The following is a 21449-nucleotide window of genomic DNA, read 5'->3' as shown; positions in this document are numbered from 1 at the left end:
TTCTCTTTTTCAACCAGGGAAATAAAAAAAGCCGCACTGGAATTACCAGTGCGGCTTTTTGGTATTACACAAAATTACTTGCGCACATTAGCAGCAACAAATTGTTGCACTTTTGCCAGCTCCTGCGGCAATACGGTGTAGCGCTCTTCACGCTCAAACAAATCTTTCATATGGTGCGGCAGTGCCGGGTCAGTATCCTGACCTGCTTTACGTACCGCTTCCGGGAATTTTGCCGGATGCGCAGTTGCCAGTATCACCATCGGAATATCCTGGCGACGACGGGTTTTACGCGCTGCATCAACACCAATTGCAGTGTGCGGATCCAACAGGTATTCCGTGCGATCAAACACGTCACGAATTACATCGATAGTTACTTCGTCGCTAACACCATGACTGGTAAACAGTTCACGTGCACGCGCCAATGCCGATTCTTTCAGTGTCATACTGCCAGATTTGAAATCATCCATTAGCTGACGAATTGCACCGCCATCGCGATCATATAAATCAAATAACATCCGTTCGAAGTTACTGGATACCATGATATCCATGCTGGGCGACAAGGTATGTTGCAACTTATTTTTACTGTGATCATTGCTGCTGATGCAACGATGCAGAATATCGTTGCTGTTAGTGGCGATAACCAATTGATCAACCGGTAAACCCATCTTTTTGGCGAGGTAACCAGCAAAAATATCGCCGAAATTGCCAGTAGGGACCGAGAAAGCAATTGGGCGATGCGGAGCACCTAACGCCAGGCCGGCGTAAAAGTAATAAACGATTTGCGCCATGATGCGCGCCCAGTTAATCGAGTTTACCGCTACCAACTGGCGGCCTTCCGGCAAGAACGACTGATCGCCGAAGCTGGCTTTCACCATATTCTGGCAATCATCGAAATTACCTTCGAGTGCAATATTGAATACATTTGGTGCAAGCACCGTAGTCATTTGGCGACGCTGTACATTAGACACGCGATTGTTCGGGTGCATGATAAAAATATCGATGTTATCGCAACGACGGCAACCTTCGATTGCCGCAGAACCGGTATCACCCGATGTTGCACCCATTACTACAACTTTTTGATTACGTTTTTTCAGCAAGTGGTCAAGCAGGTGACCGAGGAATTGCAACGCGAAATCTTTAAATGCAAGCGTTGGCCCCTGGAACAATTCCAGAATCCATTCGTTATGCGCAGTTTGCACCAGGGGCGCAATAGCATCATGACGGAACGTTGCATAAGCATCGGCAATAATTTTTTTGAAATCTTCATCGCTAATTGCGCCAGCAACAAAAGGCTTCATCACATTAAATGCGAGCTCCTGATACGACAAGCCTGCCCAGGATGCAATTTCTTCCTTAGAAAAAGTTGGCAAGGTTTCAGGTACATATAAACCACCGTCCGGAGCCAGACCAGTGAGTACCACTTCTTCAAAACTGAGTGCGGGCGCCAGGCCGCGGGTGCTGATGTATTTCACAATTAATAACCTTTAAAAAAATTTGCTCGCCAGTTTCATTGCTCTGATTATTTCAATGCTTCAACGCGAATACGCTGTACCGAACCGCTGATAGCATCCAGCGCCTCGATGCTGCGGATAGCGGCAGCAAGTTTTTTATCCTGCACATTATTAGTCAGCAAAATCAGTGGTACAGTGGATTCACCTTCTTTGGCTTCTTTCTGGATCATCGCTTCGATACTGATTCCCGAATCACTCAAAATGGTCGCAATCTTGGAAAGCACACCGGGTTTGTCTTGCGCAGACATACGCAAGTAGTTAGCTGTTTCAACTTCTTCAATAGCAAGGATTGGCTGTTCCGAAACAAAATCGGCACCAAAACCCAGGTAAGGTACGCGATGTTCAGGCGAGGCAGTCAGGGTACGTGCTACGTCAACGATGTCCCCTACAATAGATGAACCTGTTGGCTCTGCACCGGCACCAGCACCGTAATACAGCGTTGGGCCAACCGCATCCCCTTTGACCAATACAGCATTCATCACCCCATCAACGTTGGCGATTAAACGCTTTTCCGGAATCAGTGTTGGATGCACACGCAACTCGATACCTTTGGCGGTGCGGCGGGCAATACCAAGGTTTTTAATGCGATAACCTAACTCTTCCGCATAGGTCACATCTTCAGTAGCGATTTTGGTAATACCTTCGGTAAAGACTTTATTAATCTCTAATGGAATACCAAAAGCGAGGGAAGCAAGAATCACCAGCTTATGGGCTGCATCTATACCTTCTACATCAAAAGTAGGGTCGGCCTCTGCGTAACCCAGAGCTTGTGCCTCAGCCAGCACATCGTCAAATGAACGACCTTTATCACGCATTTCAGTAAGGATAAAGTTACCGGTACCATTAATAATGCCGGCCAACCATTCAATATTGTTAGCCGCCAATCCTTCGCGAATCGCTTTGATAATTGGAATACCGCCAGCCACAGCAGCTTCAAAAGCAACGGTTACACCTTTGGCTTTGGCCGCTGCAAAAATCTCGTTACCATAATGGGCAATCAACGCCTTGTTTGCGGTCACCACATGTTTACCATTTTCAATGGCTTTCAAAACCAGGTCTTTGGCAATAGTCGTACCGCCAATTACCTCTACCAGCACATCAACATCAGGGTTATTGGCAACCTCGAAAATATCGCGGGTAACATTAAATTTTGAGGTATCAACATTAGGGTTGTCGCGGCGGGCACCAATTTGCACAATGGTAATATCACTACCGGCACGGGCATCAATATGCGCTTTGTTGCGCGTGAGAATATTTACAGTACCACTGCCTACGGTACCCAGACCGCAGATGCCTATTCTTACCGGTTTCAAGGTGAATTCCTCGTCAAATTGAAGTGTGTTTTACGCCAATACAAAAAAGACGGCCACCATACTCATGGTGGCCGTCAGTGTCAATTGCAGTGGTAACGGCGACCAGAACAGAGGTCGCAAGATACCGAAAATTGATTAAATATCGATTAAATGCCCAGGCTTTTTGCCAAATCTTCTGGCGGCAAATAACCAGGCATCAACTTACCATCTGGCAGGAACAATGCAGGCGTACCATTTACACCCAAATGGCCACCCAATTGAAATTGTTGGGCCACCGGATTATCGCAAGTTGCAGGAGTAACACTTTCATCCGCTTTTAACTTCGTCAGTGCAGCCAATTTATCTTTAGCACACCAAGCCGAAACCAGCTTATCCGCAGACGGGCTGGGGATACCGGCACGGGGATACGCCAAATAGCGAATTTCAATCCCCAGATCATTGTACCCGGGCTTCTTCTGTCCACCTTCTTCATAAGTGTGCATCTGGCTGTGCAGTTTGCGGCAATAACCACAGTCCACATCCGTAAATACATAGACTACAGCCTTTGATTTACCCTGGGGTTTAAAGTTAATGCTGGACTTGCCGTCCAGGCTAGCTAAAGCTTTTTTGCGCTCTTCAATGACGAAAGGATCTTCAATTTTGGCAAAACCAGAGGCGTCGATGCCAAAAATTTCACCTGCGATAAACTTGTCTCCTTCCGGTGTTACATAAAGAACAGGACCACCAGGAACCTGAACCTGGTACAACCCTTTAATCATTGAAGGGCGAGGCTGACCAAAATTAATATCCGGACGCGCCTTATGCAGGTTTTCCAAAATAGTCTCTTCAACGGTTTTGCGCTTGAGCAAATCACCCTGAGCCGAAGCCATGGGGGCAAATGTCGAAATAGACAATCCCGCCAGCGCAACCAATCCTAAGTGTTTCAATGTTTTTATCATAATGATGTCTCGTGAAAGTCAATAATCGTCGTTCTAACCGCGCGGGTGATGCAGCGCATGCTGTTGTTTCATCCGCAATTTTGCTACATGGGTATAAATCTGGGTCGTTGACAAATCGCTATGCCCGAGCAGCAACTGTACCACACGTAAATCCGCTCCGTGATTCAATAAATGGGTCGCAAATGCATGACGCAGGGTATGAGGCGACAATTCTGCCTGAATCCCTGCCATTTCTGCCCAATATTTGATCCGGTACCAAAATGTCTGGCGAGTCATGGGCTGAGCCCTTGTGCTGGGGAATACTACCTCATCCGGTATATTATTCAGCAACACAGGTCGCGCTTCACGCAAATAACGCTCCAGCCAGCGCGCCGCCTCGCCGCCCATAGGCACCAATCGCTCCTTACTACCCTTACCCATTATGCGAACCACATTTTGGCGAAGGTTAATTTGCGACATACTCAAACCAACCAATTCACTGACACGCAATCCGCACGCATAAAGCACTTCAAGCATGGTGCGATCACGTAAGCCGATGGGATTTTCTATATCAGGTGCTGCAAGCAGCGCTTCGACATCGATTTCGGTTAAAGATTTCGGTAAAGGCTTGCCTATTTTGGGATTTTCTATCAGGGCAACTGGATTTTCTTTTAACAGGTTTTCACGCAACAAATATCGATAAAAGCCCCGCAGGCATGACAGGAAACGCGCAGAAGTCCTGCCAGATAGTTTTTGCTGCCGCCGGAAATCAAGAAACTTCTGAATAGCCTCATAATCGGCGTCAATCAACTTATTATCATGCTCATTCAACCATATCGAAAACTGGGATAAATCCCTGCGATATGACTCCTGTGTATGATCACTCAGCCCTTTTTCAACCCAACTATTATCAATAAAAGAATTGATAAGGTCCAAATCCGGCTGACTGGGCATCCTGGTGTGATCAGCATCTTCAGCCACAGGAATATCGATCATAATTTTTGTCGCTACAAATAAAAAATGAGACTAACGATTCAGAATCAACTTAACAACCACCGAAACGAAAAGAAATTAAAAGATTCATCAATGAAAACTGAAAACAAAAAAGCCGAAACAGTTTCCTGTTTCGGCTTTTTTGATCATCGATATTACCGACTCAATCTTATACCAGCTTCTCTTTAATACGAGCAGCCTTACCAGTAAGGTCACGCAGGTAGTAAAGTTTCGCTTGACGCACATCACCACGACGCTTCAGCACAACGCTGTCGATCAATGGGCTGTGAGTTTGGAAGGTACGCTCAACACCAACACCGTGAGAAATTTTACGCACAGTGAAAGCAGAGTTAAGGCCGCGATTACGAATGGCAATTACAACACCTTCGTAAGCCTGAACACGCTCACGATCACCTTCTTTTACTTTTACGTTTACAACAACAGTATCACCAGGAGAAAACTCAGGCAGGTTTGACTTGAGCTGTTCTTTTTCCAGTGCATCGATAATCGGGTTACTCATGATAATCTCCTAAGAGTCTATAGCTTCACAGCTAGAGTTTGTCGTATCAAGGTCTCGACGATACTCCGTCAACAGCGTCTGCTGTTCCTTGGTTAAGTTTATTGCTTGCAATAAATCCGGCCTTCTCAGCCACGTTCGCCCTAACGATTGTTTCAACCGCCAGCGCCGAATCAGTTCGTGATTGCCAGACACCAATACGTCCGGCACACGCATTCCTTCAAATTCTTCCGGACGGGTATAGTGGGGACAATCCAGCAAACCATCCGTAAATGAATCTTGCTCTGCCGACAGCGCGTGCCCTAAAGCACCCGGAATCAGCCGTGTTACCGCATCAATAAGCACCATTGCTGGCAACTCACCGCCACTTAACACATAGTCACCAATAGACCACTCTTCATCGATAACTGTTTGAATCAACCGCTCATCAACCCCTTCGTAACGACCAGCCACCAGAACCATGTTGCCGCAGGCCGCAAGCTCAATAACACCGGATTGATTCAGCGTTCGCCCCTGAGGTGAAAGATAGATTACTTTTGCACTCTCACCAGCCCATGATTTTGCAGCGGCTATAGCATCACGCAGTGGCTGCACCATCATCACCATTCCCGGACCACCGCCAAATGGGCGGTCATCAACTGTTGAGTGGCGATCATGGGCAAAATCACGTGGGGTTAACGTTTTTAACTCCACCAGGCCTTGCTTGATTGCACGGCTGGTTATTCCAAAACCGGCAATCGCGTTAAACATGTCAGGAAAAATGGAAACAACCGCAATTTTAAGCAATTGACGATTACCCCTCTCGCCCCACAGCGCTTACACCAAAAAATTGAGTTTAAAAAATTAAAACTCGGGATCCCAATCCACTAGCATTTCGCCAGCATCAAGATCAACAGATAACACGAACTGTTCAGGCACATAAGGTATCAAGCGCTCACGCTTATCAATACTTTCTGCATCCGCAGTGACAACAAGCACATCATTTGCACCGGTTTCCATCAATTTGGAAATTACACCGAGACGTTGGCGCTCGCCACCCTCAAACCGGGTAAACACTACCAAGCCTTCAAGCTGGCTCCAGTAGTATTCGCCATCATCCAGTTCCGGCAACAGCTCGCGATCGACAGCAATATCAGCAGCGGTATATTGCGCAGCCAAATCGCGATCATCGATACCGATGATATGCGCAACAAATGCATCGCCATGAGGCCGGGCATCGTCGATTTCAATTTTTTTGACACCATGCTTGGTTTTTAAAAACCAGGGATGGTATTCAAACAAATTTTCTTCAGGGTCGGTGTAGGAATGAACCTTTACCCACCCTTTAACACCATAAACTGCAGTGATACGCCCAACATTGACCAGATTGGATTGGCTAGACATCAGGCGTTAACCGCAACAAAAACAGCAATTAAGCTGCTTTTTTGCTTTCTTTAACCAGTTGTTCAACGCGCTCGGACAACTGTGCGCCTTGACCAACCCAGTGAGCCAAACGATCAGCATCGATACGCAGACGCTCTTCCTGACCACGAGCAACCGGATTGAAGAAACCAATACGCTCAAGGAAGCGGCCGTTACGGGCGCTACGGCTGTTGGTTACGGTCAGATGATAAAATGGACGCTTTTTAGAGCCACCACGAGACAGACGAATAGTTACCATTGAGGTCTTCTTCCTGTATTTACTTATGGGGAAAGCCTGGGCTTTCCAGTTAAAATTCGACTTTCAGGTTAAAAAATCGTTAGTCGCACAATAAGCTGTGCGAAAGGCGCGGCATTTTAAGGGAAAGATTCAGCTTTGTATAGGCTAATCACTCACACATATCTGCATAACGGTTGGCAAAGATTAAATCTATGGGATGGGCAAAACCAGGCAATTGAACACTATCCTGATCCAGCCTGATTTGCGACTCATCAATCAAACCTTCACCAAAGTGGTAAATCGTAGCGAAATTGCCTTGCTGTGCAGCCACATCATAAGCTTCTGCAGCCGCACGAACTTGCTCGCGCTTATCGCGGTAGCGCGCCATGCCTTTTTCACCAAAACGGCGGGCCAGCATTCGCTCAACAACATGCGGCGCAAAAATACTAGCTGTCGCATTGTTCCCGCCAAAACCTTTGGAATTCAGGAACGCAACATCCAATTGCTGCGACGCAACCACATCTTTTGTAGCTATTTGCAATCTATCGGCAAAAACATCATCAGCCACTTTATCAATGGTTTTGACACCAGGGATGATGCCATATTTGAAAACCCCGAGACTGGCAATCAACTGTTCGCCACTGGCAGCAGATAATGAATGCCCCACATAAGCCTTCACAGCAGACACTGGCCAATTTTCAATTCCAAAAACCTGAGCAACCTGATCAAAAATTTGGGATTCGGTTACCCGATTTTGTGGTGTACTTGAGCCGTGAGCCTGGATTAATGAACGTTGCTTGATGGATTCCTCACCCAGAATCGCTTTGGCTGAGGCAACCGCTTTAGCCATAGTAATGTAGTTACCTGGGCCAGGGGCAGAAATGGACTTTTTGAAACCGTCTGCATTGATAAATACATCACCAACAGCACCGTGAATATCCGCACCCAACTCAATTGCGAGCGCATCATCCATCAACACCACATACTGACTGGCCTCTGCCATAGTAAAACCGGCGTTTTCACCAAAAGGACGACTGGTACGGCGAGGATCAATCTCGTCAGTACCATCCAGTTTTTTCAATTTTTCTTCGCTGGCCAATGCCCCCATAGTTGCATAACCATCAATGATCTCCAGCACGATGGGCGCTTCTGCACAACCTACAACTGCCACACGACACTTGCCGGAAGCAATATCTTCAGCCGCAGCCTGCAAGTTATAGAGGAAAGATGCACAAGCACCTGTAATTGCGCCGGTTTGTCCGACACTACCGAGAATATAAGCATTCACAAAATCAGCAGGCATGGTGTTCAGCCCCAGCGGGCACTGCTTGGCACTGACACGCCCGCCTTTCAAACGCGACTGCAACAAACCACCAAAACCATTTTCATCCATTTGGCTCATAACATTACTGGCATAAACTCCGACCTGATCAGGCTGCACCGCAGCCATAATTGCCGACCATTTAATACCAATAGACTGAATGGCATCTGATGCACCGATAACAGCAAGCTGCAATGCACGGGGATGGTAATGGGAGTTATACAGTGAGCCCGGGTTGAAACCTCGCGGTAATTGACCGGCAGACTTCACCGGAATATCGCGGTAACTATCGAATTTAACTTCGAGACCACCAGAAGCAGTAACGCGCACGCGATCGCCATCTATATCATTAACCAACCAATCAGTTGGCACTGGTTCCGGTAAATCGCGCTTGCGCAACTCAAAAACCAATGGGGAATCACCAGCACCCAACGTCGCCGATTTTTGCCAATGGGCTGCATCCACATCAAAAAAACTTTTATCAATACGACGAATGAGGGTTCCATCCAGAATCTGCTCACCATAACGAGCTTCTATATCAGCCAAATCAAGGGCTTGATCTGCTGAATCACGGTACGCACCCTCAACATAAGATATTAATCCCATCATCACCGCCAAACCGGCAAGGGTTTCCTGCCTAGGCAGTTCTGGCAGACTTTCAATCACCATACGGCGATAGGCATGATGGCCAGACGCTCGACCAGCCGCATTGAATCCACCAAACCCCACAACAATCGGCAGGCGCGCAACAGACATAGGAAACTCCATAACAAAACAACACTGATAATCACAGTGTATGGACTCCTTATAAGCTTGTCCCTGCCATTTCGGTCATTTTTAGTGTTAAATTGGCCAAAACATTAGTGCGATGTATCCAATATGCGCCAGAACCTCCCCATTCGAATTCACTTCATCCTGTGTGAACGCATGCTTACCACGAGCAGCACCCTCCCGATGGAAATGTTATTGGCAGCAGAAAGCGCCATGCATACCATGCTCCCTGCTGATCAACGTCGCCCCCTGCAAATAAAAACCCTGGGATTAACTACAGATGCCGTTGCCACCCGCACCGGGTTGCGCTGGCAACCAGACCTAAGCGTTAGTGATAACCCGGCAAGTGACCTGATTTATATTCCCGGCCTATGGCGTAACCCCCGCCCTATCGTTAAGCAACACACAGTCTTGCTCGATTGGTTGCGGGAGCAATACCAAAACGGAGCGATCATTAGTGCCGTAGGTACTGGCTGCTGCTTTTTGGCTGAGGCGGGATTATTGGATGGAAAAGCAGCGACCACACACTGGCACTATTTCGATCAGTTCCAAAAAGATTACCCGCAGGTACAACTTAAACGGCAATATTTTATCACCCAGGCAGGAAATCTTTATTGTGCCGCAAGTGTCAATTCACTTGCCGATTTAACAGTACATTTTATTCAACGCTTTTTTGGCAAAGCAATTGCGAGCCACGTTGAGCGACACTTTTCTCACGAAATTCGCAAAGCCTATGAAACGAGCGGCTTTTTTGAAGCGAGCGAAAACCCGCACCCGGATGAACAAATCACCCAGATTCAAATATGGCTACAAGACAATTACCATCGCGAGATATTATTTCCGCAAATTGCAGAACGTTTCAGCATGAGCATACGCACACTCAATCGCCGCTTTAAAGCTGCACTCGGACAAACCCCGTTGGAGTATTTACAGGAAATACGAATTAACACAGCAAAAGATTTATTAAAAACAAGCAATTTATCGATTAGCGAAATTGCCGATAAAATTGGTTATGAAGACACGGGTTATTTTACCCGCCTATTTAAAAAACATTTATCGACAACACCCAACGAATACAGAGACACGGTTCGCGCAAAATTATTTAGCACATAAAAAAATCCCCGCACAGCGAGGATTTTTTTATGTGCGGCCCCCTGAAAGTTTATGCTGCATTTGTCGCAGCGGGCACCATGGTTAATTTTTCAGTTGTTTGTACACCAATCGGAATAGTACGCGGCTTTAATGCTTCCGGAATAATACGTTGTAAATCGATATGCAATAAACCATTTTCATAATTGGCAGATTGTACCTGTACATGATCTGCCAATTGGAAGCGCCGCTCAAAACTGCGTGCAGCAATTCCCTGGTGCAAATAAGTGCGCTGCTCAGTTTCAGACGTTTTATTAGCAGATACCGTCAAATTGTTCTGATTAACCTCAATGGTTAGTTCAGACTGGTCAAAGCCGGCGACCGCCATGGTAATTCGATATTTATCTTCACCTGTCAATTCAATATTGTACGGTGGGTAGGACGGTTGGTTTTGCTCTGTCCGCGCAAGGTTATCCAACAGATTCGCCATACGATCAAAACCAATTGCGGAACGGTATAAAGGAGAAAAATCAAAACTACGCATAAAAATATCCTCAACAAGAGCAATATTAACAATGTGACTCATCGATTGATCGAGTCGTTTACATGAACGCGATCCTCTATTGAGCCATCGCATAACTTAAATAAGGCCCAGCTGAAACATTTCAAGCGTGACATTTAAAAATTTTATTTAATTAACAAATCCTCAAAAGCATCCTTCAAATCCGGATAGCGAAATTCAAAACCGCCACCAAGCGCCTGGGTCGGCAATACTCGCTGGCTAGCGAGCAAAATAACATCTGCAATTTCACCAAACAGAAGGCGTAATACAAAGGCAGGCATGGGAAGCAATGCAGGCCGACGCAACACACTGGCTAAAATACGCGAAAACTCAAAATTGGTAACTGGCTCCGTAGAAACAGCATTTACCGGCCCCGTGACAACCGGATGATCAATTACAAAAAGGATCAACCTGACCATATCATCAATATGAATCCAGGACATATACTGTTTGCCGCTTCCCATCGGGCCACCCAAGCCCAACCGAAACGCAGGTAATATCTGCTTAAGCGCACCGCCATTGGTTCCCAACACGATGCCAATACGCAACACACATAAACTGGAGCCTCGCTGCTCAAATTGCTTTGCAGATAATTCCCAATCACGACAAAGTTGCGCCGCAAAATCAGTGCCTGCCGGCTTTCGCTCATCTAACATCTGGTCGCCACAATTGCCGTAATACCCGATTGCACTGCCATTAATTATCCGTGCAGGAAACTTGCCCTTCCGCTCAAAAAAATCGAACAACTTATCAGTAAACCCGATTCGGCTATCCCAGATAAATGCCTTCGTTTCTGCTGACCAGCGTCGCGCGGCCAAAGGCTCGCCCGCCAGGTTTACCACAACATCGGGAATACAATTCAGGGCATCAAGTGTGGCAATAACATTTACAGCGCCTGACAATTGTCTCCTGGCCGCCGAGGGGTCACGCGTTAAAACAGTAACTTGATGATTGCCAGCACTTAACGCCTTAACCAAAGGAACACCAATAAATCCTGTTCCGCCAGTTACCAATACTGATTTCATAGTCATCCGCTCCCTAAAATCGCCTAATAGATATTATTCTATCCAGGCAGCCGCGCTCCATTATGTCGCATCAAAACCGGGATATAAGCATTAATGCCATTAAATAATAATAAACAGCTCAAATGTTATTAAGAAAATTGTAAGAAAAACTTGAAATTTATTTTGGGATGAGCAATATAAGAAGTGAGGGCCAAGATTGTTCGCGAAACCAATTCGGAACCTCAGTCCTCTAACATAAACGTTAAGGAGCTTTACGATGAAACCTGCTGTCGACGTTGTATATCGTGATTTGGATTCTTCTGCTGCACTCAACGAGATCATTACCAAGAAGCTGGAAAAGCTCAATCGCTATACCGACCAGATAGTTCATAGTCGCGTTGTTCTTGATACCCCCCACAACCACAAACACAAAGGTAAACAATTCCGGGCCTCTATTGAACTGGATATCAAAGGCCACCCCGTTGCAATCACTCAGGACGACGAATCTATTCATGTTGCAGTGCGCGATGCATTTTCCAGCGCCGAACGCAAGGTAAAACAACTGGCAGCCCGCCAACGAAATCGTTAATCCTCAAAGGTTAAAGCCTTATTAATTTTCATTTCCCCAAAATGAAAAAGCCGGGATCAACAAGATCCCGGCCGAGAGAAATTCACTAATTCAAGGCTTAAATCAAACACCAAGCTTTTGCGACTTTTTATTAATTAATTCATTCAGGTTGGATAGTGATTGAATGTGGCTATAAATCAACTCCAATCCATCTTTCTTGAATAAATCCAATGCATCGGCATCACTTAATTCTTTTAATTTTTCACGCTTGACTACATAGAATCCCATCAGGTTCATGTTGGCATCTTCGCGCCCTTTGAACGTGATGTTCGCTTGCATTGGCTCAAGTAATTTTAACTCATGCAAACGTTTGCAAAATAATTTGGTCATTTCGGCGCGATATTGGTAATCCTTTAAAAACTCTACGACCTCCTTCAGATGCGCTGATTGTTCACCGCTCTCTTCGAATAGTGGACGACCTTTGCTACCATCTTTAATGACTGCACTGCTACCCTCATCAATACATAATGCGAGGGTATCCGCATTTTTATCACCACCCAACACAAATGGATAACGACGAATAAACGCCGGGATGTAACGGGTAGTAAATTGATTGCTCTCATTCAGGCACAGGTTTTCGCCTTCTTTCAGCCCCATAATCGCCAGAGGAATATACTCACCCTCATTAGCAGTTGCGGAGAAAACGATAGGGAACTCACCCGCAGCAAATGGAATTTCCGTTGCAAGCACTGGAGCAGAAATTATGTTGGATACAAATGAATAGTTATCCACCTGTACAGCCCAGTTGCGATGAACGTCAGATGACAATGGCTGAATGTTGTCGTAAATCATTAATTGCTTGGCCACGAGGATACCTCTATTTATTGTCTTGGCTTTGAAAAAAACCGGTTAAATGCTACAAAACAGGAGCGCATGGTAGCACTTTCGTCAGCTGATGCCACTAGTCATTAAAAGGCACATTCATAGAACAAAAAACAACCAATTAACATCTGTATTGCAAAAAGCCCCACTATTTTTTGCCAATGATTGATCCTAAAAAACCACAAAAAATCTCATATTTGGTTATAAGGTATTGGGGATAACACGTAAAAATGAAAATATTATCTCTCACTCTTTTTGAGCCCGACATCATCCCTGAATAGCGGAACCTTTAAAAAAAGCCACAAGACTGCAAATTTTTACCTAATTTTCAGGCTCTCTCCTTTTGAAAAATTTACATGCTCCATCATCAAAACCTACATGTTTTTAAAAACTATGTGAGCAACAGTCGTGACTGTTACATTAAAAAGAAATATTGAATTATTTTGGCCTAACAAGGGTCAATTAATTAGCCCTGCAAGACTTTCTAAATATCGGCTTTTCAAACGGTCGCCCATTTAGCACTTATGTAAATGCACTTTCCTGTTATGGTGATGCATTATGAATATTTATGCTGACTCAGAAAAAAATTCCCGGGAAGGAATAATTATTCCTGAAAAAGAAGCAATCAAACTCACAGAGATGAAACCCGATGTTCATACATTAAGATTGCTCACATTAAATATGCACAAAGGTTTTAACATATTAAACCGACGTTTTGTGCTACCCGAATTACGCGATGCTGTACGCAGCCTTTCTACTGATGTAGTTTTTTTACAGGAAGTCCACGGCAGCCACAATCGCCATGCCCTGCGCCATTCAAATTGGCCCAGTGTTCCTCAGTATGAATTTTTAGCCGACAGCATGTGGCCGGAATTTTCCTATGGTCGTAATGCGGTTTATCCCGATGGCGACCATGGCAATGCTTTACTTTCAAAATATCCCATCATTCGTTTTCGAAATCTGGATGTATCCATAGGCACAATTGAACAAAGGGGATTGCTACATTCCGTTTTAAAAGTTCCCGGGCATGATGAGGTTCATGCTATTTGCGTGCATTTGGGCTTGCGGGAAAACCATCGGCAACAACAATTAATATTATTGCAGGAATTAATTGAAAGTTTTTCTCCAACATCACCCGTAATTGTGGCGGGCGATTTTAATGACTGGCGTCAACGTGCGGATAAAATCCTTTCTACAGCCAATATGAATGAAGTTTTTGTCAGCCACTACGGAAAACCTGCAAAGAGTTTTCCAGCACGATGGCCCCTTCTTTGCTTGGATAGAATTTATATTCGTAACGCAAGTGCATCTAATCCGGAAGTGCTCTCCAGAAAACCCTGGTCACACCTGTCTGATCATGCACCATTAATTGTTGAAATACATTTGTAAAGAAAGAAAAAAATTTTTCATCAAAAAAGACACACGATAGTCAGGAAATTTTTATGAAAAACAATTGGCGCGATGGCAATAAAGTCGATTTGCTGATCAACGGCGAAGAATTTTATCCACGGGTATTTGAATGTATTGAAAATGCAAAAAAAGAAGTTATCGTGGAAACATTTATTCTTTATGAAGACAAGGTTGGTCACCGGCTTCAACAAGCCTTGATCAAGGCCGCGCGCAATGGTGTACGCGTTGACTTTACAGTCGATGATTATGGCACTTGGGATCTGAGCAAGGATTTTGTAAAGGCAATGACTGACAGTGGTGTAAAACTTCACATTTTTGATCCGCAACCAAAACTATTGGGAGTGCGACTTAATTTGTTCCGGCGGCTACATCGGAAAATTGTCGTAGTAGATCGCGAAATTGCGTTTATTGGTGGGATAAATTATTCCGCAGATCACATGATGGACGCCGGGAAGAAAGCCAAGCAAGATTATGCAGTTGAATTACGTGGCCCCATTGTCGCAGACGTTTACAGAACCTGTCTGCGGCTTTCATTGCAGGAATTAAGCAGGAAAGAACAACGATCCCGCTTGAAAGCAGCAGAGGAAGAAACCTGTAAACCTGCCGGGGATAGCAAGGTTTTACTGGTGGAACGCGATAATATATCCCACAAAAAAGATATTGAAAAACAATATCTCCTGGCGATCCGCCTTGCTAAAAAACGCATCGTTATTGCCAATGCCTATTTCTTTCCTCGCTATTATTTTTTGTTATCGCTACGTCGTGCAACAATGCGTGGTGTTGAAGTTACCTTAATTATGCAGGGCCGGCCTGATATGCCGTGGGTTACCGCTTTATCGCGCTTGCTTTACAAATATCTATTGCGCTCTGATGTGAAAATTTACGAATATAACCAAAGGAGCCTACATGGAAAAATTGCTATTGTCGATGATGAGTGGGTTACCGTTGGTTCCAGCAATCTGGACCCGCTCAGCTTTTCACTAAACCTTGAAGCCAATGTCATTATCCAGGACAAAAAATTAAACCAGAAAATTGATGCCCACCTCAACGAACTTATCCAACAACATTCCCACAGAATCGACCTGGAACTCGCACAGCGAGGTTATTGGTGGCGCGTTCCACTTATTTTTATCAGCTTTTATTTCCTAAGGGTATTCCCATCAATAGCTGGCTGGCTGCCTGCACATGCGCCAACATTTAAACACATCCTTCCAAAACGGCGTTTTTGGTCCAAAAAAGCCACCCAGCCTCATGAAGAAAATAATGGAGAGGGCCCTATTAAAACTTATGATAAGGGAAGTATTTCATGACTACTGCCGAAGCATCCACCTATACCAAGAGCCACAACCAGCCCAGTAAAAAAATGATCTGGTTGAAACGAGGATTAACAATATTTTTTTTTATACTCGTCCCGGTTCTATTATTTTCGCTTGTCAAGCAAATAGAATGGCAAGAAGTAAAGGAAGCACTTACCTCTTATAAGATATCAACATTACTAATAGGCATCGCGATTGCCTTATTTAGCTATTGTATTTTTGCAAGCTATGACCTCATCGGAAAAAAATACACCGGACACACAATTCCTTCCACGCAAATTATTCCTTTAGGGTTTGTGTGCTATGCATTTAATCTTAATCTCTCCAGTTGGGTTGGAGGAATTGCACTGCGTTATCGGCTTTATTCACGACTCGGCCTGGATGTTCCCACCATTACCAAAATACTTAGCATGAACTGGATAACAAATTGGCTGGGTTATTTGATTCTTGCTGGTACAATTTTTTTATTTGGATTAATTAGCCTTCCTGATAACTGGAAAATAGGGACAACTGCATTACAAGTCATTGGAGCAGCAATGGTTGCAGTTGCTATTTTATATTTATTTGCCTGCAAATTTTCCAAACGACGCTCGATAACTGTATTCCGTCATGAATTAAGTTTGCCTGAATCGAGCTTGTCATTTATCCAGGCAGGTATGGCCATCCTGAATTGGTCACTGATGGGACTACTGATATTTACACTGCTGCCAGATGGCAAAGTAAGTTATCCCACTGTGTTGGGAATTTTATTGATCGGTGCTATTGCCGGCGTTATTACACATATTCCTGCGGGACTCGGTGTACTGGAAACTATTTTCATCACGTTGTTACAGCATCAATTGTCCAAAGGCACTATTTTGGCCGCCTTGATCGGATATAGGGTTATTTATTTTTTAATACCATTGGCAATAGCCATTTTAATTTATTTTATTTTTGAAAGCCGGGCCAAAAAGCTCCGTGCAAGCAACGAGGAAAATCAGGAAGATAGCAATAACGTTAGAAATTAATTATTGAGCCTTTCCATTAAAAAAATGTTCCGGAATTCATATGAATACCGGGGCACTTGAAAAAACCAGAAAATCAATCCAGCAAATCAATTTAGTTTCTTCTCGCACTCGCTAAACGCTGCACTACAGAAATAAACAAATCAATTTCCTCGCAAGTGTTATAAAACGCAAAGCTGGGGCGAACAGTCGCTTCGACACCAAAACGGCGCAAAATCGGCTGGGCACAATGATGGCCGGAGCGTACCGCAATACCCTCTCGATTTAATTCTGCACCAACTTCTTCAGTTTTATAACCTGCTAGTGTGAATGACAATACACTCGCTTTATCAGCAGCAGTACCAATAATTCGCACGCCGGGAATTGGGCGCAAACGATGGGTAGCATAATCCAGTAAATCGTGTTCATAACGTGCAATACGCTCGATACCTACACGATCTACATAATCCAGCGCAGCCCCTAAGCCCACTGCATCGGCGATATTACCAGTGCCGGCCTCAAAGCGATTGGGCGCTCCCTGGAACACAACGCGCTCAAAGGTAACATCAGCAATCATGTTGCCGCCGCCCTGCCAGGGCTCCAAATGCTGTAGATGTTCCGCTTTACCGTATACAACGCCAATACCGGTGGGGCCAAAAATTTTGTGTCCGGAGAACACAAAAAAATCGGCATCCAGCGCTTGCACATTTACCCGCATATGGGAAACCGATTGCGCACCATCAACAATAACCGGCACACCAAAGCTGTGGCCAATATCAATAATTTCTTTAATCGGCGTAACCGTACCCAATGCATTCGAGACTTGCGTAACCGAAATAATTTTGGTGCGGCTGTTAATGAGCTTGCGGTATTCATCCAGCAAAATTTGACCATTGTCATCCACCGGAATAACACGGATTTTTGCACCTACTCGCTGCGCAAGCAAATACCAGGGAACAATATTCGCGTGGTGTTCAAGTTGCGACACAATAATTTCATCACCCTCGCCCACTCGTTGCTTGCCAAATGTATTTGCGATCAGGTTGATACCTTCTGTCGTACCACGCACAAAAATAATATCGTCAGCCGATCTGGCATTGATAAATTTCGCTACTTTATTGCGCGCACCTTCGTAAGCATCAGTAGCACGCGCAGCCAATTCATGCGCAGCGCGATGAATATTGGAGTTTTCGTGTTCGTAGAAATAACTGATGCGATCAATCACAACTTTCGGTTTATGCGTAGTAGCCGCGTTATCAAACCAAACCAAAGGTTTTCCATTCACGCGCTCCGCTAAAATTGGAAAATCGCGGCGAATCGCATTTACATCAAACCCTTGTTGCTCTGCTGCAAATACATTGGTTTTCAGTGTATTACCAAATACAGGTTGCGCGCCTGAATCGAGAAAATAAAAACGTGAATCTGGCGCTGGTGTTGCAGCCGAGGCTGGAGCATCAAAACGAGTAACGCTGAATTCCGCAGCAAGTAATTGCTGGATGTCCGACTCACCAGGAAGGTGCAATGATTGCGCAGCGACACGATCACTGCCGACAGACTGAGGCTGATGATAATTACCAACATGGGATTCAAGAGCATGCGGAACTTTTAAATCCGGTGCCGCAGGTCTTGTAGCTGCAGCCGGTGCCTGGGTTACAAAGCGATTCTCACCAAGCAGCTCACGCAAATCCGCTTCTCCCGGTAAACCAAACGCTTGCGGTGAAACCTGGGCAGCAGTTTGCTCTACCTGACTTATCAATTGCTCTAAATGAATTGGGGCAAGTGGATACTGATTGGCATTTTCCGCAAAATAATAATTTGGTGCAGCAGATGCGTGACGTTCTACGGCGGGACTGGTCATTGGCGGTGGCGCACTCGTCACTCCCGCCTGTGGTCGCGCAGCAGGATGCCCACCGGCATTCGGTGCCGCTTGCAACCCGGAAATGCCAGCAAAGAATGGCGCTGCATTGGGCAACGCCTGGAACATTTCATTGGCTAATGAAGCAAGGTTTTCCAAATCAGGTAAACCGCTAGGTTCTGGATATTCACTCATAAACAATACTCGGAATTGTTTTCTGGATACTTTTTCGTAAAACAGAATTCAATACAAATTAAGCAAATACAAATTTGTTTGCCTTAAATTATTGTTTATAAGTATCAGGATAATCGTGATACTTACTCACATCCACATCTTCCAGAACAGCCACTGCATCTTCAGTCAGAATCGCGAGCGAGCAGTAGAGGGAAATTAAATAGGATGCAATAGCATTACGACCAATCCCCATAAAACGCACCGACAAGCCAGGGCTCTGTTGGCCAGCCAAACCTGGCTGATACAAACCAATAACGCCTTGGCGTTTATCTCCAACACGAATCAATAAAATTTTAGTTTTACCGTCTTCATCAATTGGCAATTTGTCAGAAGGAATCAACGGCACACCGCGCCAGGTAATAAATTGTGAACCAAACAAGCTAACGGTTGGAGGCGGAACACCGCGACGGGTACATTCGCGACCAAACGCTGCAATCGCCAAAGGATGTGCAAGGAAAAAGCCTGGCTCTTTCCAAACTTTTACCAACAGCTCGTCAAAATCATCCGGAGTCGGTGCGCCAGTGAGTGTAGAAATACGTTGGGTTTCATCAACATTCGCCAACAAACCGTACTCGGGGTTGTTGATTAATTCGCTTTCCTGACGCTCTTTGATGGTCTCAATAGTCAAGCGCAATTGTTCTTTGATTTGATCGTGCGGGCTGTTATACAAATCGGAAACACGTGTGTGGACATCCACCACACTGGTAACGGCATTCAAAAAATATTCGCGCGGCTTATCTTCATAATCAACAAAAGTTGGTTTGATTTCTGATTCATCGCGCTGCGAGCAAGTCACAGTAACGCGAGTCGGATTTTTCACGCGATTCAAACGGAAAATACCAGCCTCAACAGGAACCCATTGCAGGAAGTGTACTAACCAACGCGGGGTAATGGTTGATAACTGGGGTGTAGTTTTCGTCGCATTAGCAAGCTGGCGAGCAGCATTATCACCAAGTGCTAACTGAACATCATTTTCGGTAGACATGCCGAAGCTCCTTAAAAAAGAATGTCGTAAAAACCCATAGAAGAAATCGCACTAAGCTAAGATCGCATTGATCTAAGAAGCGAACAACCTGCTATAGCCATCAACAAAAGAATAAAAAAACGTCACCTCATCCCGTGTAAATAATTACCGGGAATTAATGAAAGAAATATGAAAGTATTTCAGGGTTGCAAGTGTTGATTAATCAACACTTGCTAATTCGGCTTGCTGTAGTTCGTTGTTAAGAAGAATTTCACTACGCGCAATTAAATCGGAAGTTGGAAGGTTTAACGCAGTCGCAATTTTTGCGATAGTAGCAAGCGATGGAATCGCTACCCCACGCTCCACTTCGCCCAAATAGGTGCGATTTAAATCGGCGCGTTCGGCAAGGGCTTCTTGCGATAAACGCCGGGTGTCGCGCAGCTGTTTCACTACGCGGCCAAAATACACATTAATACTCATACATCGGCCTCCTGCGGCGCCTGTTGACGTGAACTAGCCTGGGTAATACTTGAACCGGGCGGAACACTGCGAGTCAGCCATACATTACCGCCGATGACTGACCCCTTACCTATTGTGATACGACCCAATACTGTAGCACCGGCGTAAATCACCACTTCATCTTCAACGATAGGATGACGCGGCAAACCTTTTTGCAAATTGCCTTTGTCATCAGTGGGAAAAGTTTTTGCTCCCAGTGTCACTGCCTGATAAATACGAACACGTTCGCCAATCACTGCGGTTTCACCAATCACAACACCGGTGCCATGGTCGATAAAAAATCCACGCCCGATTTCTGCCCCGGGGTGTATATCAATACCAGTCAAGGAATGTGCCAATTCTGCAACGATGCGCGCTAATAACGGCACGCCCAATTGATACAAGGTATGCGCAAGGCGATGATGAATAATCGCAAGCACGCCGGGATAACAAAGCAACACCTCATCTACGCTGCGCGCTGCTGGATCACCTTGATACGCAGCCTGGATATCCACATCTAACGTGCGGCGCAATTCCGGTAATGCAGCCGCGAATAAACGGACGATTTGATTAGCCTGGATTCTTAAAACAGTTTCATCATCCTGGGAATTTTGTTGGCGGGCGAAATAAATTAATTCCAATTGCACCTGTCGCAATAGCTCATTCAATGCAGCGTCCAGCGTATGACCAACGTAGTAATCTTCTGTTTCTTCGCGCAATTCCTGTGGCCCAAGGCGCATCGGAAATAACGCACCACAAAGGTCGCGGATGATTTGTTGCAGTGCATCGCGCGATGGCAATTCACGTAAACCAGGCTCGCGCGAACGCCCGCGCTGGGCTCGCCAATCGTTACGTGCATTGCGCAACTCTTGAACAATTTTGTCCAGCTCCCAACTCGCCGAGTTTAACGGTTGCGCGTTAAGCTGGGCGATATTGGCATTGAGCAATTCGGGTGGGTGATTGACACTCATAAAACATATAACTCATCAGTAATTATTGTTGATGATTTCCTTTGAATGACAGAAACAATCCCGCTGTTTAATTTGGTGATTATTTCGTCCTGGAACTGTTTAATTTTGAAATCCGTTAACGCTGAAACTGT

21 protein-coding genes are annotated in these 21449 nt (G+C 45.2%); 5 read left to right on the top strand and 16 right to left on the bottom strand.

The features are described from left to right. Positions 1–74: 74 nt before the first annotated feature. From thrC to A596_RS01330, 9 genes are all read right to left on the bottom strand, one after another. Entirely contained in the window at positions 75–1472 is a 1398-nt protein-coding gene (gene thrC / locus A596_RS01370; protein WP_039912040.1) for a threonine synthase, read from the bottom strand. Positions 1473–1519: 47 nt separating this feature from the next. After that, entirely contained in the window at positions 1520–2824 is a 1305-nt protein-coding gene (locus tag A596_RS01365; protein WP_039912039.1) for a homoserine dehydrogenase, read from the bottom strand. Positions 2825–2970: 146 nt separating this feature from the next. Further along, a complete protein-coding gene (locus A596_RS01360; RefSeq protein ID WP_039912038.1) occupies positions 2971–3762 on the bottom strand; it encodes a DsbC family protein in 792 nt (263 codons plus the stop codon). 33 nt (positions 3763–3795) lie between these two features. Next, a complete protein-coding gene (gene xerD / locus A596_RS01355) occupies positions 3796–4695 on the bottom strand; it encodes a site-specific tyrosine recombinase XerD (protein WP_039912202.1) in 900 nt (299 codons plus the stop codon). 208 nt (positions 4696–4903) lie between these two features. After that, positions 4904–5254, bottom strand: a complete 351-nt coding sequence (gene rplS, locus A596_RS01350; RefSeq protein ID WP_039912035.1) for a 50S ribosomal protein L19 — start codon at positions 5252–5254, stop codon at positions 4904–4906. Positions 5255–5263: 9 nt separating this feature from the next. Then, positions 5264–6037 carry a tRNA (guanosine(37)-N1)-methyltransferase TrmD gene (gene trmD / locus A596_RS01345; RefSeq protein ID WP_268745672.1) on the bottom strand — a complete coding sequence of 258 codons (774 nt, stop codon included), beginning with the start codon at positions 6035–6037 and terminating at the stop codon, positions 5264–5266. Between the two features lie 57 nt (positions 6038–6094). Beyond that, complete coding sequence (gene rimM, locus A596_RS01340) at positions 6095–6634, bottom strand: ribosome maturation factor RimM (protein ID WP_084127890.1); 540 nt, start codon at positions 6632–6634, stop codon at positions 6095–6097. Between the two features lie 28 nt (positions 6635–6662). Continuing rightward, positions 6663–6911 (bottom strand): 30S ribosomal protein S16, encoded by a 249-nt coding sequence (gene rpsP, locus A596_RS01335; RefSeq protein WP_039912033.1) that lies wholly within the window; start codon positions 6909–6911, stop codon positions 6663–6665. Positions 6912–7059: 148 nt separating this feature from the next. Continuing rightward, positions 7060–8967: a beta-ketoacyl synthase gene (locus A596_RS01330; RefSeq protein ID WP_039912032.1), complete on the bottom strand. Its 1908-nt coding sequence runs from the start codon at positions 8965–8967 to the stop codon at positions 7060–7062. Positions 8968–9090: 123 nt separating this feature from the next. Here A596_RS01330 and A596_RS01325 point away from each other — a divergent pair, with 123 nt between their 5' ends. Beyond that, positions 9091–10095 (top strand): GlxA family transcriptional regulator, encoded by a 1005-nt coding sequence (locus A596_RS01325; RefSeq protein WP_039912031.1) that lies wholly within the window; start codon positions 9091–9093, stop codon positions 10093–10095. Between the two features lie 49 nt (positions 10096–10144). Here A596_RS01325 and A596_RS01320 read toward each other — a convergent pair whose 3' ends face one another. Together A596_RS01320 and A596_RS01315 are read right to left on the bottom strand one after the other, a co-directional pair. Beyond that, positions 10145–10615, bottom strand: coding sequence for an Hsp20 family protein (locus tag A596_RS01320; RefSeq protein WP_039912197.1), 471 nt, complete (start codon positions 10613–10615; stop codon positions 10145–10147). A gap of 143 nt (positions 10616–10758) precedes the next feature. Next, positions 10759–11658 carry a TIGR01777 family oxidoreductase gene (locus A596_RS01315; RefSeq protein ID WP_039912029.1) on the bottom strand — a complete coding sequence of 300 codons (900 nt, stop codon included), beginning with the start codon at positions 11656–11658 and terminating at the stop codon, positions 10759–10761. 256 nt (positions 11659–11914) lie between these two features. On the opposite strand from A596_RS01315, the gene A596_RS01310 reads away from it, so the two are divergent. Continuing rightward, the gene (locus A596_RS01310) at positions 11915–12226 is read left to right on the top strand and encodes an HPF/RaiA family ribosome-associated protein (RefSeq protein ID WP_039912028.1); all 312 of its coding nucleotides are present in this window, start codon (positions 11915–11917) and stop codon (positions 12224–12226) included. A gap of 102 nt (positions 12227–12328) precedes the next feature. Here A596_RS01310 and A596_RS01305 read toward each other — a convergent pair whose 3' ends face one another. Next, positions 12329–13072 (bottom strand): SapC family protein, encoded by a 744-nt coding sequence (locus tag A596_RS01305; protein ID WP_039912026.1) that lies wholly within the window; start codon positions 13070–13072, stop codon positions 12329–12331. Positions 13073–13645: 573 nt separating this feature from the next. Here A596_RS01305 and A596_RS01300 point away from each other — a divergent pair. Genes A596_RS01300 through A596_RS01290 form a run of 3 tightly spaced genes read left to right on the top strand, consistent with a single transcriptional unit; the run spans position 13646 to position 16820 of the window. Beyond that, the gene (locus A596_RS01300) at positions 13646–14476 is read left to right on the top strand and encodes an endonuclease/exonuclease/phosphatase family protein (protein WP_412130092.1); all 831 of its coding nucleotides are present in this window, start codon (positions 13646–13648) and stop codon (positions 14474–14476) included. Between the two features lie 53 nt (positions 14477–14529). Next, a complete protein-coding gene (gene clsB, locus A596_RS01295; protein WP_084127888.1) occupies positions 14530–15807 on the top strand; it encodes a cardiolipin synthase ClsB in 1278 nt (425 codons plus the stop codon). Next, complete coding sequence (locus tag A596_RS01290; RefSeq protein ID WP_039912025.1) at positions 15804–16820, top strand: lysylphosphatidylglycerol synthase domain-containing protein; 1017 nt, start codon at positions 15804–15806, stop codon at positions 16818–16820. Before clsB ends, A596_RS01290 begins: the two co-directional genes overlap by 4 nt. 91 nt (positions 16821–16911) lie before the next feature. Here A596_RS01290 and A596_RS01285 read toward each other — a convergent pair whose 3' ends face one another. The 4 genes from A596_RS01285 to epsC all read right to left on the bottom strand — a co-directional run bounded on the left by A596_RS01285 (position 16912) and on the right by epsC (position 21318). Beyond that, positions 16912–18846 (bottom strand): family 2A encapsulin nanocompartment cargo protein cysteine desulfurase, encoded by a 1935-nt coding sequence (locus A596_RS01285; RefSeq protein WP_039912022.1) that lies wholly within the window; start codon positions 18844–18846, stop codon positions 16912–16914. An 88-nt stretch (positions 18847–18934) separates the two neighbouring features. Next, complete coding sequence (locus A596_RS01280; RefSeq protein WP_039912020.1) at positions 18935–19870, bottom strand: family 2A encapsulin nanocompartment shell protein; 936 nt, start codon at positions 19868–19870, stop codon at positions 18935–18937. A gap of 198 nt (positions 19871–20068) precedes the next feature. Further along, positions 20069–20329, bottom strand: coding sequence for a helix-turn-helix domain-containing protein (locus A596_RS01275; RefSeq protein WP_039912019.1), 261 nt, complete (start codon positions 20327–20329; stop codon positions 20069–20071). Continuing rightward, positions 20326–21318 carry a serine O-acetyltransferase EpsC gene (epsC, locus tag A596_RS01270; RefSeq protein ID WP_200882836.1) on the bottom strand — a complete coding sequence of 331 codons (993 nt, stop codon included), beginning with the start codon at positions 21316–21318 and terminating at the stop codon, positions 20326–20328. Before epsC ends, A596_RS01275 begins: the two co-directional genes overlap by 4 nt. Positions 21319–21449 lie beyond the last annotated feature (131 nt).

The organism is Cellvibrio mixtus subsp. mixtus J3-8, assembly GCF_000766945.1.
Lineage (GTDB): Bacteria > Pseudomonadota > Gammaproteobacteria > Pseudomonadales > Cellvibrionaceae > Cellvibrio > Cellvibrio mixtus_A.
Note: the sequence above shows the minus strand (reverse complement) of the source record. Positions and strands in the feature narration are given on the sequence as shown.

Excerpts from the sequence above, each read along its gene's own strand:
- A596_RS01360 (WP_039912038.1), bottom strand. The coding sequence starts at position 3,762 with ATGATAAAAACATTGAAACACTTAGGATTGGTTGCGCTGGCGGGATTG.
- xerD (WP_039912202.1), bottom strand. The coding sequence starts at position 4,695 with ATGCCCAGTCAGCCGGATTTGGACCTTATCAATTCTTTTATTGATAAT.
- rplS (WP_039912035.1), bottom strand. The coding sequence starts at position 5,254 with ATGAGTAACCCGATTATCGATGCACTGGAAAAAGAACAGCTCAAGTCA.
- rimM (WP_084127890.1), bottom strand. The coding sequence starts at position 6,634 with ATGTCTAGCCAATCCAATCTGGTCAATGTTGGGCGTATCACTGCAGTT.
- rpsP (WP_039912033.1), bottom strand. The coding sequence starts at position 6,911 with ATGGTAACTATTCGTCTGTCTCGTGGTGGCTCTAAAAAGCGTCCATTT.
- A596_RS01330 (WP_039912032.1), bottom strand. The coding sequence starts at position 8,967 with ATGTCTGTTGCGCGCCTGCCGATTGTTGTGGGGTTTGGTGGATTCAAT.
- A596_RS01325 (WP_039912031.1), top strand. The coding sequence starts at position 9,091 with ATGCGCCAGAACCTCCCCATTCGAATTCACTTCATCCTGTGTGAACGC.
- A596_RS01320 (WP_039912197.1), bottom strand. The coding sequence starts at position 10,615 with ATGCGTAGTTTTGATTTTTCTCCTTTATACCGTTCCGCAATTGGTTTT.
- A596_RS01315 (WP_039912029.1), bottom strand. The coding sequence starts at position 11,658 with ATGAAATCAGTATTGGTAACTGGCGGAACAGGATTTATTGGTGTTCCT.
- A596_RS01310 (WP_039912028.1), top strand. The coding sequence starts at position 11,915 with ATGAAACCTGCTGTCGACGTTGTATATCGTGATTTGGATTCTTCTGCT.
- A596_RS01300 (WP_412130092.1), top strand. The coding sequence starts at position 13,646 with ATGAATATTTATGCTGACTCAGAAAAAAATTCCCGGGAAGGAATAATT.
- clsB (WP_084127888.1), top strand. The coding sequence starts at position 14,530 with ATGAAAAACAATTGGCGCGATGGCAATAAAGTCGATTTGCTGATCAAC.
- A596_RS01290 (WP_039912025.1), top strand. The coding sequence starts at position 15,804 with ATGACTACTGCCGAAGCATCCACCTATACCAAGAGCCACAACCAGCCC.
- A596_RS01285 (WP_039912022.1), bottom strand. The coding sequence starts at position 18,846 with ATGAGTGAATATCCAGAACCTAGCGGTTTACCTGATTTGGAAAACCTT.
- A596_RS01280 (WP_039912020.1), bottom strand. The coding sequence starts at position 19,870 with ATGTCTACCGAAAATGATGTTCAGTTAGCACTTGGTGATAATGCTGCT.
- A596_RS01275 (WP_039912019.1), bottom strand. The coding sequence starts at position 20,329 with ATGAGTATTAATGTGTATTTTGGCCGCGTAGTGAAACAGCTGCGCGAC.
- epsC (WP_200882836.1), bottom strand. The coding sequence starts at position 21,318 with ATGAGTGTCAATCACCCACCCGAATTGCTCAATGCCAATATCGCCCAG.